The sequence below is a fragment of the Shimia sp. genome (genome assembly GCF_039969785.1).
In the GTDB taxonomy this organism is placed as follows: Bacteria; Pseudomonadota; Alphaproteobacteria; order Rhodobacterales; family Rhodobacteraceae; genus Shimia.
Window position 1 is genome coordinate 75,345 of sequence record NZ_JBDVNC010000036.1, and the last position, 16,534, is coordinate 91,878.

The window sequence follows — 16,534 nt, forward strand, 5'->3', positions numbered from 1 at the left end:
GTATTCCTGCATTCAGAAGCTATCTTTTTGTGCATGACCCTGCACATCCCATTCGACAACAGCTATGCGCGCCTGCCCGCGCAATTGTTTACTGCGCAATCGCCAACACCTGTGGCGGCCCCCCGGTTGGTGGCTTTCAATCATGCATTGGCCCAGGACCTTGGATTCACAGGAGATTTCGACGACGCGGATTTGACCGCGGTCTTCTCTGGATCGACGGTTCCCGAAGGCGCGCAACCACTGGCCCAGCTATATGCAGGGCATCAGTTCGGCGGCTGGAATCCTCAGCTGGGCGATGGACGCGCCGTTTTATTAGGGGAATCCAACGGATTTGACATTCAACTCAAGGGCTCTGGTCCGACGGCCTATTCACGGCGTGGCGACGGACGCTCCTGGCTCGGTCCGGTCCTGCGCGAATATCTGGTGTCCGAGGCGATGCATGCCCTTGGCATCCCAACCACCCGCGCCTTGGCTGCTGTGGAAACAGGCGAAGCGGTCTACCGCGAAACGGCCCTGCCGGGCGCGATTCTGACGCGCGTCGCAAGCAGCCACATCAGGGTTGGCACGTTTCAGGCCGTGGCCGCACGGCGCGACATCGCAGGCCTGCAGGCATTGTATGAACACGCAGTAGACCGCCACTATCCGGAATCCCGATCACCCACAGATTTTCTGAACGCAGTGATTGCTGCCCAGTCCCGCCTGATCGCCCATTGGATGTCGGTTGGCTTTATTCATGGGGTCATGAACACCGATAATTGCGCGATTTCCGGCGAAACCATCGACTATGGGCCATGTGCGTTCATAGATGCCTACCACCCGATGACCGTGTTTTCATCGATTGACCGCCAGGGCCGCTATGCCTTTGGGAACCAATCCGGAATCATCGTTTGGAACATGGCGCAACTGGCCACGGCGCTGGTCCCGTTGATGCCCGATCAGGACCTGGCCGTGACGGAATTCACCGCCGCCGTGCATTCCATGCCGGCCCAGATCGAAGCCAATCACCAAAAACTGATGCGGACCAAAATCGGGCTAACGTCCCAACAACCTGAAGATGCCGCGCTGGTTCAAGACCTCTTGGACATGATGGAACAACAGGGGCTGGATTTCACCAATACGTTCCGATCTTTGTCTGATCCGTCAGCGGCGACACAATTTGATGACAAGGCAACATTCACCAACTGGCACGACAAATGGCAGCGCCGTTTGGCACATGAAGACAGTAGTCCGGATGAGACGATGAATGCGGCCAACCCAGTCCTTATTCCGCGCAATCACAGGGTCGAACACATGATCCAATCCGCCCTGCAAGGCGATTATGCGCCGTTCAACCGTCTGATGCAGGCCTTGTCAGCGCCCTATGCCGATGACCGCCAATATTCGGACCTGACCACGCCGCCGATCGAAGCCGAGCGGGTCAAACAGACTTTTTGCGGAACCTGACATAACTGCATTGAAACGAAACCCATCACGGTTTCATTGCCCCCGAACCTGCGGTAAACACAGGCAAATCACTCGGGATGACCATGATAAACACTGTGCGCCTTGCCAGCTATAACCTGCAAAAATGCGTCGGCATGGATATGCAGCGCCGCCCGGATCGGTCGATGGTGGTGATCCGGGCCTTGCGGGCTGATATTGTGGTTCTGCAAGAGGCCGACAAACGTCTGCCACCCCGTCCAACAGCACTGCCTTTGGAACAGATTGAGAAACGGGGATACGTTGCCGTCGATTTTGGTCAACCCGGCGGTTCACTTGGAGTGCACGGCAATGCCATGTTGATCAAACCAACTGTTGTCCTGCGCGATACTGCAAATATGGACCTGCCCGGTCTTGAACCGCGCGGCACGATACGGGCCGAATTTGAGACACCAATAGGCCCCGTGCGAGTGATCGGCGTGCATCTGGGCCTTTTACGGCGCCACCGGTTGATGCAGCTTTCCGCCATCACACGCGCCCTCAGACCATTGCCCGACATGCCAACCATCATGGCCGGGGACTTCAATGAATGGGGTCCCAAACGCGCGCTGGATGTTGCCACTCCCGGTCTGGACTTTGTCGACCCCGGGCATTCGTTTCCGGCGCCACGTCCAATCGCCCCGCTGGACAGCTTTGCGTTGTCCCACCATCTGACCGCCCAAAAAACCGGCGTGCACGCACGTCGCCCAGCGGCTGTAGCGTCGGATCATCTGCCGGTCTGGATTGAACTTTCTTCTGCCTAGTCAGGTGCCAGTCACCATGTTAGGGCTTGCCCATTATCGACCGGGATCAACATCATGAATATTCTGCAAATCGCATCCTTACTTATTGTTTTGGCCGGAGTTTTCGGGGCCATCAACTATCTTTTCCTCAAGCTGCCATCGGCGATTGGCATCCTTGTCGTGGCCTTGCTTGCCTCTTTTGCCGTCCTGGGGATCGACTATGTCTGGCCACAATTGTTGATCGCAGACAGCGCCCGACAGGTGATCAACGGCATAGATTTTTCAGACGCATTGCTCGAAGGCATGCTGGGTCTGTTGCTTTTCGCCGGGGCGCTGCACGTCAAGCTGGCCGACTTGCGTGCGCAATGGTTGCCTGTTGCACTGATGGCGACACTTGGCGTGGGGCTCTCGACCGCAATTGTCGGCTTTGGCTTCAGCTGGATCACCGGAATGCCACTGATCGTCGCCCTGGTTTTTGGGGCGCTGATCTCACCCACTGATCCAGTTGCTGTGCTGGGCGTTTTGCGCGAGGCCAATCTGCAAAAATCTCTGGAAACCAAAATCGCCGGCGAAAGTCTGTTCAATGACGGCGTGGGCTATGTCGTCTTTCTGGTTCTGTCGGGCATTGCCTTTGCCTCAACGTCCCATGGCGGCGACCACGGCGCATCCGAGCTTGATGATGCCGCCTTGCTGTTCATCCAGGAGGCTGTCGGGGGTGCCATTCTGGGCATTGTGCTGGGCTGGCTGACTTTCCGCGTTATGCGTCTGATCGATGATCCCGCTCTCGAGGTGTTGCTCACACTGGGGCTTGCATTTGGCGGTTACGAGCTGGCCGTGGTGTTGCATGTGTCCGCACCCATTATGGCCGTGTGTGCTGGATTGTTGATCGGAGAGATTGGCACCAAGAAAGGTATGTCCGCGCAAACCCGAGAATATGTTGATTCTTTTTGGAAAATGATCGACGAAATTCTGAACGCTGTACTGTTCCTCCTGATTGGGTTCGAGGTCTTTGCCGTCGCCTTTGATCAACGTTTTCTTGTCGCCGGATGTTTCGCCGTCGTATTGGCCCTGGTGGCGCGCTTCGCCGCCGTGGCTGTGCCAATCCTGATCTTACGACCCTTCCGTGGCTTCAGCCGCGGCGTCATTCCCGTCATGACATGGGGTGGCCTCAAGGGTGGTATTTCGGTTGCGCTGGCTTTGTCTCTGCCCGAAGGTGACTGGAAGCCTGTGATTTTGACGGCGACGTATGTCGTGGTTATCTTCTCGATTATTGTACAAGGTCTGACCGTTGCGCCTTTGGCCAACAAGGTTGGACGCGAACCGGACCTGATGTGATTTCATGACAAACTACTTGGTGTATGACGTGTTTTCTCAGTCGCCCTTTGGCGGCAACCAGCTGGCCGTCATCCCGGATGCCACCGCCCTGCCCGAACACGACCTGCAACGCATCGCGCGCGAGTTCAATTTCTCCGAGACGACCTTTGTCTATCCCCCTGCGGATCCGCAAAACACCGCCCGGGTGCGTATCTTTACGCCGACGATGGAGGTGCCTTTTGCCGGGCATCCTGTGATTGGCACCGCTGTCGCGCTGGCCGATCTTGGCAAGGGTCCTGACATGGTGCTGGAATTGGGCATTGGTCCGCTGACCTGCCAAGCGCAATCTGGTCAGGCACGATTTTCCACGTCCGCCACGCTCGAGAGGATCGCAGAACCAGACACCGATCTGGTGGCGCGTGCGCTTGGCACGTCTGCGGATCAGATTGCCCTGACATCTCATCGCCCTGTGATGGCGTCACTGGGTCTGGCGTTCACATTAACCGAACTGGCATCGCGCAAAGTTCTGTCAGAGCTGACCCCGGATGTCGGCGCGTTTCGCGAAGGGCGCGACGCCTTTCCGTCCAGCCTTGATTTCGCGCAATTCGCTTATGTGCGAGATGGCGATACGCTGCATGCCCGGATGTTTGCACCGCTTGACAATATTCCAGAAGACCCCGCTACGGGCAGCGCCTGTGCGGCTTTGGGTGCATTTCTAGCGCAGCTGGAAAACCGCGATCTGGACCTGACCATTCATCAGGGCGACGACATGGGACGCCCCAGCTTGATTGGCCTGAAAACGAAAAACGGCGCCGTAACAATTTCCGGCGCCGCTGTTCAGACTATGCAAGGCACATTGGTCTACTGACCTCAGGCCGCCTTTTGTGGGCGTTTGCCCCGGGGCGGACCCTTGCGCCGACGACGCTGACCGCCACCGGGCTTGTCCTGACCGCCGCCGCCACCGCTATTGTTGCGCGGGCCACCTTTGCGCCGACCGCCACCTGACTTTTTGCCAGTCTCTTCCATACCCATCCATGGACGCCCGGACGCAATCGGAATTTCAGCTTTCAGCACTTTCTGAATGGCCTTCAGTTCATCGACTTCGTCAGGTGCACAAAACGCCGCTGCTGCGCCGTCCATACCGGCGCGGGCCGTGCGGCCAATCCGGTGAATATAGTTTTCTGGCACATTGGGCAGGTCAAAGTTGTAGACATGGCGCACTTGCGGAATGTCCAGACCACGCGCCGCAACATCCGTCGCCACCAGAACCATGGTATCGCCTTCACGGAATCCCTTGATGGCACGTTCGCGCTGGCCTTGGCTCTTGTTGCCATGCACCGACGCTGCGTCGTACCCGGCCTTGACCAGCGCCTTCATCAAACGTTCGGACCCGTGCTTGGTGCGCGCAAACACAATCGCCGCTTCGTCACGATGCTTGGCCAGCAACTCGATCAGCAACGACGTTTTCTCGGCCTTGGCAATGAAATGCACCGCCTGGGTGATTTTGTCCGCTGCTTTGCCCGGAGGCGAAACCTGCACTTTGACCGGGTTGGTCAGATAGGTGTTCGCGATTTCCGACATCTGCTTGGGCATGGTGGCCGAAAACAGCATGGTCTGGCGCTTTTCAGGCAGCCAGCTGGCGATTTTGCGCAGCGCGTGGATAAAGCCCATATCCAGCATCTGGTCCGCTTCGTCCAGAACTAGGAAATCAGTTTCGTCCAGTTGCATCGCCCGGCGTTCCATCAGGTCAATCAGACGGCCCGGTGTTGCCACCAGAATATCCGTACCCTTTTCAAGCCGCTTAATCTGCGGGGTGATGCCCACGCCGCCAACCACAAGACCCACCTTAAAGGGCGTGCCATCCACCTGTTCGCGCAGGCTTTTGGCAATCTGCCCGGCCAGCTCGCGTGTTGGCGCCAGCACCAGTCCGCGCACTTTGCGTGGGTTGGGTTTCTTTCCATAAGACTGCATCTGCGCAATCAGCGGCAAACCAAACGCCAGCGTCTTACCAGTGCCGGTCTGTGCCAGCCCCATCACGTCCTGCCCTTCCAGCGCGTGCGGAATGGCACGTTCCTGAATGGGTGTCGGCGCAGAGATGCCGGTTTGGTTCAATCGGGCTACCAGCTTTTCGGGCAAACCCAGGTCATTAAAAGTCGTCAAAATATTTGCTTTCCGGCCCCGCGCAATTGCACGACACCTGTCATCTGCCCGTTCATGCGGGCGGTTCGGTGGTAGGCCCCGATCCCAACTGTTTGCCTGATGCAAAACAGCCGATCCAGACCTTGGCCCCACGCGTGATTTTGGGATCATCTGGTGCCTTGAATGGGACCCGGACACATGTCTCAGGGGCCCCGCTGCTCACGCGGCAGAAGGCAGTCGTCCTCACATGGGGCCTTAACCCAACCGTGTCAAGTCAGATCTGGTGTGGATAACCTTGCAAAACCGGTGGCCACAGGCGCGGGCATTGGATAGACAGGACTCCCAAAACGAGGGCCAAAACACGCCATGGGCATGAACGACACAATTCTTGAGCGATGCGAAGCCAAGGGCCTGCGCATGACCGAACAACGCCGCATTATCGCGGGCGTCTTGCAGGAAAGCCACGACCACCCGGATGTCGAAGAGCTTTATGCCCGTGCGTCCGCCAAGGATGCAGGCATTTCGCTGGCAACTGTTTATCGCACAGTCAAACTATTTGAAGAGGCCGGTATTCTGGACAAACTGGAATTCGGCGACGGTCGCGCGCGCTACGAAGACGCCGAGCGAGAGCATCACGACCACCTCATCGACATCAATTCTGGCGAAGTGATCGAATTTGTCGATCCCGAGATTGAGGCGCTTCAGGAAAAGATCGCTCAGAAACTGGGGTATCGCCTGATGGGCCACAAGCTGGAACTTTACGGCGTTCCCAACAGCAAATAGACAACCAGAATTTAGACGCGTACTTCGCGAACCAGAGTTTCAAGGTAAGCGCGCGTCTCAGGATCCCAGTCCGCAGGAATTTCACCATGCGCGATTTCCGCGTGAAGTTCGGTTAGCTTCCACAACTCCTCTTTCGTCGCCGCAGTGACGCTGGCAGGACAAGTTTCCATGCCTTCGCAATCCCTGCAGGCATATGAATACGCTAGTGCCATGGATCTTCCTCCAGTTTTCAGGCCGGAAAGCCGTCGTAATTACGAGTGCCAGCGGTGATTGGCACCCAGTGCAATTTTTCGCTGATATAGACATTCGAATTTGGCGTGAGACAATTGGGATCATCAAGCGACGCAATCGTCACGCCAATATCATCCCAACCTTGCCCCCGGAAAGTCAGGGACGATCCGCAGTCCGAACAAAAGCCACGAAAAATTCCCGGGGATGATTGATGTTCCGACATGGTTCCCTTGACAACTTCAAAGTTTGCCGGGTTCACGCCGAACCAAGCCACTGACACGCCGCCTGTCGCACGCCGACAATCGTCGCAATGGCAGTGCCCGACATACGTTGGATCGCCTTGCGCGACAAAGTGTACAGCGCCGCACATGCATCGCCCGTCATATTTGACTTGCGTGTGTGTCATAATTCACCCTTTCGTTGTCGGTTAAGTCAGATAACCAAATCAACATTATTTTTGCTTTGGCGTGCCAATCATTCCTGATCTGGCAATCAAACTCGATTGAATAATATTGGATAGTTGTTAGAATTTCTAACAAATGGACTGGTCCGGCATCCCACCTCTTAATGCACTTCGTGCATTTTCGGCGCTGGCATCTTGCGGATCATACACTGATGCAGGAGCCGCCTTAAACGTGACGCATGCAGCCATCGTCCAACAAGTTCGGTCTCTTGAAGAACGCTTAGACCTCAAACTGGTCAACCGGGTCGGGCGCAATGTTGTGCTCACCGAAGACGGGCAAACACTGGCCCGTCATCTCAGTTCAGCGTTTCATCATATCCGTGCAGGCGTGGAAGAATTGAGCGAAAGTAGTATGTCGAGACCTGTCAAAGTGACTATGTCTCCGGCATTTGCCGCGAAATGGCTGATGCCCCGACTGGCCGAATTTCGGCAGATTCACCCCGAAGTAACTCTTCTTCTCGACCCAAGTGGTGAAATACTTGACCTGCGTCGCAATGAAATTGATGTCGCCCTGAGATACAGTCGACGCAGAGCACTTCCAAAAGGCGTTGACGTCATTGTAAGCGGCGACCTTGCAGTCATCGGCACTTCTGATTTTCTCGGTGACAACGAAATGAACGAGACAGACCTTCTGCACCTGCCCTGGTTACAGGAACTTGGAACAAATGAAGTGGACGAGGTTCTGTCACGGCTTGGGGTTCAAAAATCCGAACCGCCAACGATTTCTCATATGCCTGGCAATCTTGTAATGGACGCAGTTCAGCGCGGCGACGGAATTACGTACACCTTATGCGAATGGCTTCAGGATGATCTGGACAGTGGGCAACTGGTTGCCCGATACGTGGAAAAAGATGAGGCGGTGTTCTACATTCAAACCCAGTCCGACGTCATGCGCCCCGCAGTGCATGCCTTTATTAAATGGCTCAAAAGACAGGCTTCGCCGCGGCGACGTCAAATCAAGTGACACGCGTCTCAGGCTCGCAGCCGCTCTCCCTTGGGATCAAATGGCGGTTCTTTCAGAATGCGCGCTTTGTGCGGTTGTCCCAGAACCATGACCTCAACGTCATCCCCGGGTTTGGCATTCTTGACAAACCCCAGCGCCAGAGACATCCCGACAGTATAGCCATACGCGCCAGACGTGACGCGCCCGATACCCTGACCGTCCTTAAAGATCGGCTCCCCTCCGGTTGCATCCGCATTGGACCGGTCTGTGTCGGCCCCATCCAGATGCAACAAAACAAGCTGTTCGCGTGGGGTGTCAGCAAGCGTTTCCTCAACCGCCGCCTTATTCAGAAACGCTTTGTCCAATTTACACAACCGATCCAGCCCGACTTCCTGTGGCCAGTATTCGGGGCTGTATTCGCGGCTCCACGACCCATACCCCTTTTCGATCCGCAAACTCATCAACGCGCGACTGCCCACCGGCCCTGCCCCAAAATCGCGCCCGGCCTCCAATAATGCCTCATACAGCCGCGCCTGATCTTCTGCAGCACAGTGTATTTCCCAACCCAAATCGCCGGTAAACGACACCCGCAGCGCCATGGCCTGCACACCCGCAATCTCGATCTTCTGGGATCGCATGAACGGGAAATCCTGCGTTGCCAGCGACGCATTGGTCAGCCGTTGCAACAGATCACGAGATTTGGGACCGGCGATGTTAAATCCGCACATTGCCTCGGTCTTGCTTTCAAAACCTGTCCCATTCGGCAGCGGCACCTGCTTAAAGAACCGCTGATGATACCGTTCAGCCATGCCTGATCCGATAATCCAGAATTCATCTTCGTCCAGCCGGGTCACGGTGAAATCGCCCGCGATCCCGCCACGTTTACCAATCAAAGGTGTCAGACACGACCGCCCTATAGCCTTGGGCATATTATTGGCGAACACGGCGTTCAGCCAGCCTTCGGCCCCCGGCCCCTTGCACACATATTTTGCAAAATTCGAGATATCGATAATTCCGGCCGCATCGCGCAACATGCGGCATTCCTGACCAACCGGGCCCCACCAATTCTGCCGCGTGAACCCGTTTGTATCCTCCACTCCCGAACTATCCGCGAACCACAGCGGATGTTCCCAGCCATAGTTCAGGCCAAACACGGCACCCAGTTTCTTTTGGTGCTCAAACACAGGACGTGTGCGCAGCGGGCGTCCAGCTGCACGTTCCTCATTCGGGAAATGGATCGCAAAGCGGTGCGCATACACATCCTGCACCCTGGCTTTGACAAAGGCGCGGTCATTGGCCCAGTCCCCAAATCGCGCCACGTCCCATGCGAACATGTCGTATTCCATTTCGCCTTTGATGATCCATTGCGCCGCCATCAGCCCCATTCCGGCAGACTGGCTAAAGCCCGGAATGATCCCGCCGCACATGAAATAGCCGTCCAGTTCGGGCACTGGCCCCAGGATAACATTGCTATCGGGCGACCAGATCATTGGCCCGTTGATCACGCGTTTGATCCCCGCCATGCCGACAACCGGCACCCGGTCAATCGCGCGCAGCATATTTTCCTCAATCCGCTCCAGATCATCGGGAAACAGATCATGCGCAAAGTCCAGCGGCGTGCCGTCTTCGGCCCAAAACCGCATGTCGCGCTCATAGGCCCCAACCAAAAGCCCTTTGCCCTCCTGGCGCAGGTAATATTCCCCGTCCCGATCCGCAACCGACGGCAACCGGCGATCCATCGCGTCGATTTCTGCAATGGATTCTGTCACAAAATACTGGTGTTCGGTTGGTTGCAGCGGCACCTGCACACCAGCCAGCCTGGCCACCTCGCGTCCCCATAAACCAGCGGCATTGATCACCCAGGGCGTGCGGATGTCTCCTTTGGGCGTGCGCACAATCCAGCTTCCGTCGGCCTGCTGTTCAGTGCCTGTCACGGGCGTAAAGCGGTTGATTTCAGCGCCGCGTTGGCGCGCGCCAATCGCATAGGCATTGGTTACACCCGACGGGTCCACATTGCCCCCATCCGGTTCCCACATGATACACCGGATACCGTCGAAATTGACCAGTGGATGCAGTTTTTCGGCTTCATCGCGGCTGATTTCGTGGAAATTCATGCCGTATAACCTGGCCTTGGCCGCCTGCAGACGCAGCTGGTGTTCGCGATTCTCGGTTTGCGCCAGATACAGAGATCCAGGACGAAACACGCCACAGCTTTGCCCGGTTTCCTCTTCCAGCTCATCATAAAGCCGCATGGTGTAATGCTGAAGCCGACTGATATTGGCGCTGTCATGCAGCCCGTGGATATTGGCCGCCGCGTGCCATGTGCTGCCACTTGTCAGCTCATCACGTTCCAGCAAGACAACGTCGTGCCACCCCAGCTTGGTCAGGTGATACAGGATCGAACACCCAATCACCCCGCCTCCAATCACAACTGCCTGTGCCTCGGTTCGCATTTGGCATCTCCCACCACCACTTGCTCAAAACCTGCCGTTCCCGGGCCGTAATCATTTGCCAGTTTGCGACACTTTTCGTCGCCAACACACAACCACGCCCGATTTAGCAACTTGTTTTTCTAAACCTGCAGCCTAGGCTAAACTGGTTTCACAAAGGATATTTTAGTGCCCAGCCTCAAGAAAAAGCTTTCCGACCCAACTCTCAAACTCACCGCCCATGTGTGCACGATCCCATCCGCAACCGTGACACAGGCAATAGCCGCCTCGGGCGCGGATGCTGTGATCATCGATATGGAACATGGCGCGGTTGACTATGGCAGCGGCCACGCAATGATCTCCGCGACCTCCGGATTTGACTGTGCACCGCTGGTGCGCATTGCTGAAAACACCCCGGCACAAGTGAAACGCGCCCTGGATATCGGCGCCGAAGGCATTGTCTTTCCACTGATCCGCGACGCGAACGACGCGCAGCAAGCCGTTGAAATGATGCACTATCCCCCCAATGGAAGCCGTGGATTTGGCCCCTTCATTGCGCAAAGCCGCTGGTCAAGCGATCTGATGAATTATCGCACTGACATTGAACCAGAACTTGTGTGCTGCCTGTTGGTTGAAACCGCTGACGCCATCGCCAATATCGATGCTATTTGCGCGGTCCCCGGTATCGACCTGATCGTGCCCGCCCAGTTTGACCTGTCCACAGACATGGGCATTTCCGGCCAGTTCGACCACCCCGATTTCATCGCCGCACTGGCCCGTGTCGAGACTACAGCCGCCAAGGCAGGTATCCCACTTGGCAATGTCGCGCTTGCCAAACCTCAGGCCGACGCGCTTTTTCAGCGTGGATATCGTGTCATCGCGGGTTTCGATCTCATCTGGCTCCGGCAAAAAGCAGCCGAGGCGCAAAGCTGGACGACCGGATAATCCGTTTCCGACACGGATCGTCGTAAAGTGACGGGCCCGCGATGCTGCATCCTTTTCTCATGGAGGCACTGACACCGGAGGATTGTTATGAAAACCAGCGCGCGCGTGGTCATCATCGGCGGAGGCGTCGTTGGATGTTCTGTCTTGTATCACCTGACCAAACTTGGCTGGTCAGATGTAATGCTATTGGAACGCTCCGACTTGACCAGCGGCAGCACATGGCACGCGGCGGGTGGGTTCCACACGCTGAACGGCGATACCAACATGGCCGCCCTCCAGGGCTACACCATCCGGCTTTACCGCGAACTGGAAGAGATCACCGGCATGTCCTGTGGCCTGCATCACGTTGGCGGCGTCACATTGGCCGACAATCAGGATCGCTTTGACATGCTTGTGGCTGAACGGGCCAAACACCGGTTTATGGGCCTTGAAACCGAGATTGTGACCCCGGATGAAATCAAAAAGATCGCGCCGGTCACAAATATCGAGGGGATCATCGGCGGGCTGTTTGATCCGCTTGACGGACATCTGGACCCATCCGGCACAACGCATGCCTATGCCAAGGCCGCGCGCATGGGTGGCGCGACCATTGAAACCCATTGCAAAGTTATCGAGACCAACCAACGCGCTGATGGCACATGGGACGTCGTGACCGACAAAGGCACCGTGCACGCCGAACATATCGTCAATGCAGCGGGTCTTTGGGCGCGCGAAGTGGGCGCAATGGCGGGCGTCTATTTCCCGTTACACCCAATGGAACACCAATATCTTGTCACCGAAGAAGTCCCGATGATCGCAGACATCATCGATTCCGGTGGCGAACACCCGCATGTGATGGACCCCGCCGGAGAAAGCTATCTGCGACAGGAGGGGCGCGGTCTTTGCATCGGGTTTTACGAACAACCTTGCCGTCCCTGGGCGGTCGACGGTACGCCGTGGGATTTCGGCCATGAACTGTTACCGGATGACTTCGACAAGATCGAAGACTCGATCGAATTCGCCTACAAACGCTTTCCCGCTTTGGAACAGGCGGGCATTAAATCTGTAATCCACGGCCCGTTTACCTTTGCACCTGACGGAAATCCGCTGGTTGGCCCGGTGCCCGGTATGCGCAATTACTGGTCTGCCTGCGCCGTGATGGCCGGGTTCAGCCAGGGCGGTGGTGTTGGCCTGATGCTGGCGCAATGGATGACCCAGGGCGAATGTGAACGCGATACGTTTGCGATGGATTGCGCCCGGTTTGGCGATTGGATCACACCCGGTTATACCCGCCCCAAAGTCATTGAAAACTATCAGAAACGGTTTTCAGTGTCCTACCCTAACGAAGAGCTTCCCGCAGCGCGTCCGTTTCGCCAAACCCCAATGTTTGACGTGTTCGACAACATGGGTGCGGTCTGGGGCCATCAATATGGGCTAGAGGTGGTGAACTACTTTGCGCAAGACGACGAAGCGCGTTTTGAAACACCGTCATTCCGCCGTTCCAACGCGTTTGACGCAACAGCGCGTGAGGTGAAGTCCGTCCGTGAAGCCGTTGGAATCAATGAGGTTCACAATTTTGGCAAGTATCTGGTAACCGGCACCGGAGCACGTGGCTGGCTGGATCGGATCATGGCCGGTCGCATCCCTAAGCCCGGTCGGCTGAGCCTGACGCCGATGTTGTCTCCCAAAGGTCGCCTGATAGGAGACTTCACCGTGTCCTGCCTCTCAGAGCAGGCGTTTCAGCTGACCGCCTCTTATGGCAGTCAAGCCTACCACATGCGCTGGTTTGAGCAGAATGAAGCCAATGATGTCACCGTCGAAAACATCTCTGATCAATTAAACGGTTTTCAAATCACTGGCCCAAATGCACGCGATGTCCTGCAATCTTGCACCCGCTCAGATATTTCGCAAATGCGTTTTATGGACGTGCGGCACCTGACGATGGGCATGGTGGACTGTCTGGTTCAGCGCGTGTCCTACACCGGCGATCTGGGCTATGAAATCTATTGTGACCCCATGGCGCAACGCAACCTTTGGGCCACGCTGTGGGATGCCGGTCAACCCTTTGGCATGCGTCCATTTGGAATGCGCGCGATGATGTCTCTTAGGCTGGACAAATTTTTTGGCTCGTGGCTGTCTGAATATTCACCAGATTACACAGCCGCTGAAACCGGGTTGGATCGGTTTATCTCCTTTAAGAAAGATATTGATTTCATTGGTAGAAAGCCCGCCTTGGCAGAGCGGGACTCTGGCCCGTCCCGGCGACTTTGCGCCTTCGAAGTCAACGCCGAAGACGCCGATGTGAATGCCTATGAACCGATCTGGATTGACGGGTCTGTGGTCGGCTTTTGCACCTCCGGCGGCTACAGCCATTACGCCCGGAAATCCATCGCATTGGGGTTTGTGCCGGTTGAACTGATCACCGATGATCTGGAGGTCGACATCGAAATTTTGGGACACCGCCGCAAAGCGCGGATGTTGAATGAACCGCTGTTTGATGCAGACGGGGCCCGAATGCGCGGGTGAATACCGCTTAAATTCGGGCTTGCCTCTGGCCCTGCAATCTCCAGAATGCGAACCATGTTGTGCATTCTGCTTCTTGCTGCTGGACGGTCTTCGCGTATGCGTGGGGCGGATAAGCTGTTGAATACGGTGCAGAACGCCCCGTTGATCGTTACGATGACAAAGCGCGCGCTGGCGACGGGTTTGCCGGTCAGCGTGTGTTTACCTGATCTGACCGGACCGCGTGCCAACGCTTTGCATTCGTTGGCGGTGTCGATGGTGCCCGTTGCTGACGCTGATCTCGGCATGGCACACAGTATCCGCGCCGGGACCTCCACCCTGCCCGACGATTGTAGTGCAATAATGATCCTGCCTGCGGATATGCCCGAAATCACAGCTCGGGACCTGCGCCAAATGCACACCGCCCACAAAGCTGCACCAACCGCCATCATACGCGGCGCCAGCGCAGATGGTCGCCCCGGGCATCCGGTGGTCTTTCCCAAAAGCACATTCAATAAACTCGCCGGAATTTCAGGCGATACCGGCGCCAAACCCGTGATTTCGGGGTTTGACGGGGAAATCCGTCTGGTCCCCTTGCCCGCACAACACGCGCTGACGGATCTGGACACGCCCGAAGACTGGCAAAACTGGCATGCCCGGTCGTAAATTACATGTCGAGTGATCCTCAACTTAAGCCCAGGCCAGAACCTAAACACCGGCCGCGTCCAACATTCATGTCCGCATAAGTTTTTTCTGGCTGGCTCAGCTTACCTGTGCCACAATCCCCGAAAAAAGAGCGGTAAGAAAAACAAACTATGTCAGGCAACACATCCCTTTTTCTGGGGCAAAAATACTGCGACGCCTTAAGCTTGAAATTTGAGGCAACGTTTCGCTATCAATTTGTTCTCAGCGCAACACCCCGTGAATTGCCGAAATTTGTCTCTCGTACTTTTGCGAAACGCCACCTTTACGTGTGTCCCGATCTCGCCCTGTGCGAGATCACATCGTCAGAAGGGGCGCCTCTGGGTTGGGTTCTTGGTCATGCTGTCGATGCCGAAGGCATTTTGTTGTCTGACAGAACAAAATTACCCATTTCACAATCTGATCCCAAAATTGCGGACAAAGTTGAGGATTGGGTAAAATGGCTCAGCGGTCGATATGTCGTTCTGCTCGACCTGCCCGGAGAGACGCGCGCGCAACGGGCCTATCATGACCCTCTTGGGTCCTATGGTCTTGTGTATGATCCGCAATCACGCACTCTCGCCTCCAGCCTTTTGTTGTGCCTTGACCGCGACATTGTGCCAAGCACCAACTACCGGCTTCAGGACAGCGTTCTGAATGACGCGCAATTGTCCGCACTATTGCCGGAGTTCGATCCGACCCTGCCGCCTGGCGGCTTTGGGTTCGGCGAAACGCCAGATGCCCATGTGCGCCGCCTGTTGGCCAACCGCTATATTGATCTGACCGATTTCAGCGAACACCGATTCTGGCCGGGAAATGACGATTTTTCACCGCTCAGCATGCCCGAAGCGGCAGAGATCATCGTGCATCGCATGCGCCAGCTTATGATCGCGTTTTGCAAAGACTTGTCTGGCTACTTTGCCATTTCGGGCGGGCGCGATTCCCGTATGCTGCTTGCTGCGTGCCCGGACCTGTCACAGTCAGGCATTCAACTATACAGTTACGCCAATAACTACATGACAACGCTCGACCTGCGCGTGGCCGAGGAGATGGCAAGACTGGTGGGCCGACCCATTCTGACGCAAATACCCGAGTCGGGGTGTCGTGGCTCTTTCCTGCCGCACAAACGTCGTGCCGCGCCCCTCCGCCACAGATTTGCAGTATCGTCAGGCCTGATGCATACGGGCGATGAATGGTGGCAACGCGGATTTGCGCGCAAATTGAAACCCGGCGGCGTCTGGATTCGCGGCAATTTTCTTGAAATTGCCACCGCACGTTCCTGGCCGCGCCGAAACCAAAGCCTTCGAAACGAAATGGGTCACGCTCTCGAAAACCTTCGCATCGGTTTGGGAGATGACGCCGACCGCGCCCGCAAAATGGCTCAGCTCAAGGAATGGTCGACCAGCTTTGACTACGATTTCGAACGCCATTTCCACGACTACACATATATGGACCTGACCACCGCCCCGCCACAGGCCAATTTTCATGGCTATAATCAGCAGTTCTATGTTGCGCCGGCAAGCGACCGTCAGATTTTTCGGGCCTCAATGCAGGTACCGGGTAAGCTCCGCCAAAACACAAGCTTTTATGATGAAATCATGCGCCAGCTAAACGCGACGATGCATGCAATCCCGCTGGCCAAGCCGACGGCGTATCACTCTCGCAGGATCGGGGCCAACGCCACCGAACTTCTTGAGGACAAGATCAACGCCTATCGCACTGCAATGAACGTCTAGACATGGCGAGCCGGACAACGAACTCATAAACCAACAAAAAACCCGACCTGAAAGCAGGTCGGGTTTTTTTTGAGGTTGGTACCCAAGGCCGGACTCGAACCGGCACGCCCGTTAAGGCGGGGGATTTTGAATCCCCTGCGTCTACCATTCCGCCACTTGGGCCTCGTCCCTGATCTACCCAAGCCTGA

Annotated in this window: 14 protein-coding genes and 1 tRNA gene; 10 read left to right on the forward strand and 5 right to left on the reverse strand. The window is 56.3% G+C overall.

The window, feature by feature from the left end:
• Positions 1 to 33: 33 nt before the first annotated feature.
• The 4 genes from ABJI08_RS16755 (at position 34) to ABJI08_RS16770 (ending at position 4,383) form a co-directional block, all read left to right on the forward strand.
• Complete coding sequence (locus ABJI08_RS16755; RefSeq protein WP_348402991.1) at positions 34 to 1,443, forward strand: protein adenylyltransferase SelO; 1,410 nt, start codon at positions 34 to 36, stop codon at positions 1,441 to 1,443.
• 77 nt (positions 1,444 to 1,520) lie between these two features.
• Positions 1,521 to 2,222 (forward strand): endonuclease/exonuclease/phosphatase family protein, encoded by a 702-nt coding sequence (locus tag ABJI08_RS16760; RefSeq protein ID WP_348402992.1) that lies wholly within the window; start codon positions 1,521 to 1,523, stop codon positions 2,220 to 2,222.
• A 54-nt stretch (positions 2,223 to 2,276) separates the two neighbouring features.
• A complete protein-coding gene (locus ABJI08_RS16765) occupies positions 2,277 to 3,536 on the forward strand; it encodes a sodium:proton antiporter (protein WP_348402993.1) in 1,260 nt (419 codons plus the stop codon).
• A gap of 4 nt (positions 3,537 to 3,540) precedes the next feature.
• Entirely contained in the window at positions 3,541 to 4,383 is an 843-nt protein-coding gene (locus tag ABJI08_RS16770; protein ID WP_348402994.1) for a PhzF family phenazine biosynthesis protein, read from the forward strand.
• A 2-nt stretch (positions 4,384 to 4,385) separates the two neighbouring features.
• Here the strand turns inward: ABJI08_RS16770 and ABJI08_RS16775 are convergent, their stop codons facing one another.
• Complete coding sequence (locus tag ABJI08_RS16775; RefSeq protein ID WP_348402995.1) at positions 4,386 to 5,675, reverse strand: DEAD/DEAH box helicase; 1,290 nt, start codon at positions 5,673 to 5,675, stop codon at positions 4,386 to 4,388.
• Positions 5,676 to 6,026: 351 nt separating this feature from the next.
• Here ABJI08_RS16775 and ABJI08_RS16780 point away from each other — a divergent pair, with 351 nt between their 5' ends.
• On the forward strand, positions 6,027 to 6,437 hold the full coding sequence (locus ABJI08_RS16780) for a Fur family transcriptional regulator (RefSeq protein WP_348402996.1): 411 nt from the start codon (positions 6,027 to 6,029) through the stop codon (positions 6,435 to 6,437).
• Positions 6,438 to 6,448: 11 nt separating this feature from the next.
• On the opposite strand, the gene ABJI08_RS16785 is transcribed toward ABJI08_RS16780, so the two are convergent.
• Both ABJI08_RS16785 and ABJI08_RS16790 read right to left on the reverse strand, forming a co-directional pair.
• Positions 6,449 to 6,649, reverse strand: a complete 201-nt coding sequence (locus ABJI08_RS16785; protein WP_348402997.1) for a DUF1059 domain-containing protein — start codon at positions 6,647 to 6,649, stop codon at positions 6,449 to 6,451.
• Between the two features lie 17 nt (positions 6,650 to 6,666).
• The gene (locus ABJI08_RS16790; protein WP_348402998.1) at positions 6,667 to 7,074 is read right to left on the reverse strand and encodes a GFA family protein; all 408 of its coding nucleotides are present in this window, start codon (positions 7,072 to 7,074) and stop codon (positions 6,667 to 6,669) included.
• 133 nt (positions 7,075 to 7,207) lie between these two features.
• Here ABJI08_RS16790 and ABJI08_RS16795 point away from each other — a divergent pair, with 133 nt between their 5' ends.
• On the forward strand, positions 7,208 to 8,095 hold the full coding sequence (locus ABJI08_RS16795) for a LysR substrate-binding domain-containing protein (RefSeq protein ID WP_348402999.1): 888 nt from the start codon (positions 7,208 to 7,210) through the stop codon (positions 8,093 to 8,095).
• 8 nt (positions 8,096 to 8,103) lie between these two features.
• Here the strand turns inward: ABJI08_RS16795 and ABJI08_RS16800 are convergent, their stop codons facing one another.
• Positions 8,104 to 10,527, reverse strand: coding sequence for an FAD-dependent oxidoreductase (locus ABJI08_RS16800; RefSeq protein WP_348403000.1), 2,424 nt, complete (start codon positions 10,525 to 10,527; stop codon positions 8,104 to 8,106).
• A gap of 165 nt (positions 10,528 to 10,692) precedes the next feature.
• On the opposite strand from ABJI08_RS16800, the gene ABJI08_RS16805 reads away from it, so the two are divergent.
• The 4 genes from ABJI08_RS16805 (at position 10,693) to ABJI08_RS16820 (ending at position 16,346) form a co-directional block, all read left to right on the forward strand.
• A complete protein-coding gene (locus tag ABJI08_RS16805; protein ID WP_348403001.1) occupies positions 10,693 to 11,448 on the forward strand; it encodes an aldolase/citrate lyase family protein in 756 nt (251 codons plus the stop codon).
• Between the two features lie 87 nt (positions 11,449 to 11,535).
• Positions 11,536 to 13,953: an FAD-dependent oxidoreductase gene (locus ABJI08_RS16810; protein ID WP_348403002.1), complete on the forward strand. Its 2,418-nt coding sequence runs from the start codon at positions 11,536 to 11,538 to the stop codon at positions 13,951 to 13,953.
• A 54-nt stretch (positions 13,954 to 14,007) separates the two neighbouring features.
• The gene (locus tag ABJI08_RS16815) at positions 14,008 to 14,595 is read left to right on the forward strand and encodes a nucleotidyltransferase family protein (RefSeq protein ID WP_348403003.1); all 588 of its coding nucleotides are present in this window, start codon (positions 14,008 to 14,010) and stop codon (positions 14,593 to 14,595) included.
• Positions 14,596 to 14,900: 305 nt separating this feature from the next.
• Complete coding sequence (locus ABJI08_RS16820) at positions 14,901 to 16,346, forward strand: hypothetical protein (RefSeq protein ID WP_348403004.1); 1,446 nt, start codon at positions 14,901 to 14,903, stop codon at positions 16,344 to 16,346.
• A 76-nt stretch (positions 16,347 to 16,422) separates the two neighbouring features.
• Here ABJI08_RS16820 and ABJI08_RS16825 read toward each other — a convergent pair.
• Positions 16,423 to 16,508: transfer RNA gene (locus ABJI08_RS16825), tRNA-Leu, on the reverse strand.
• Positions 16,509 to 16,534 lie beyond the last annotated feature (26 nt).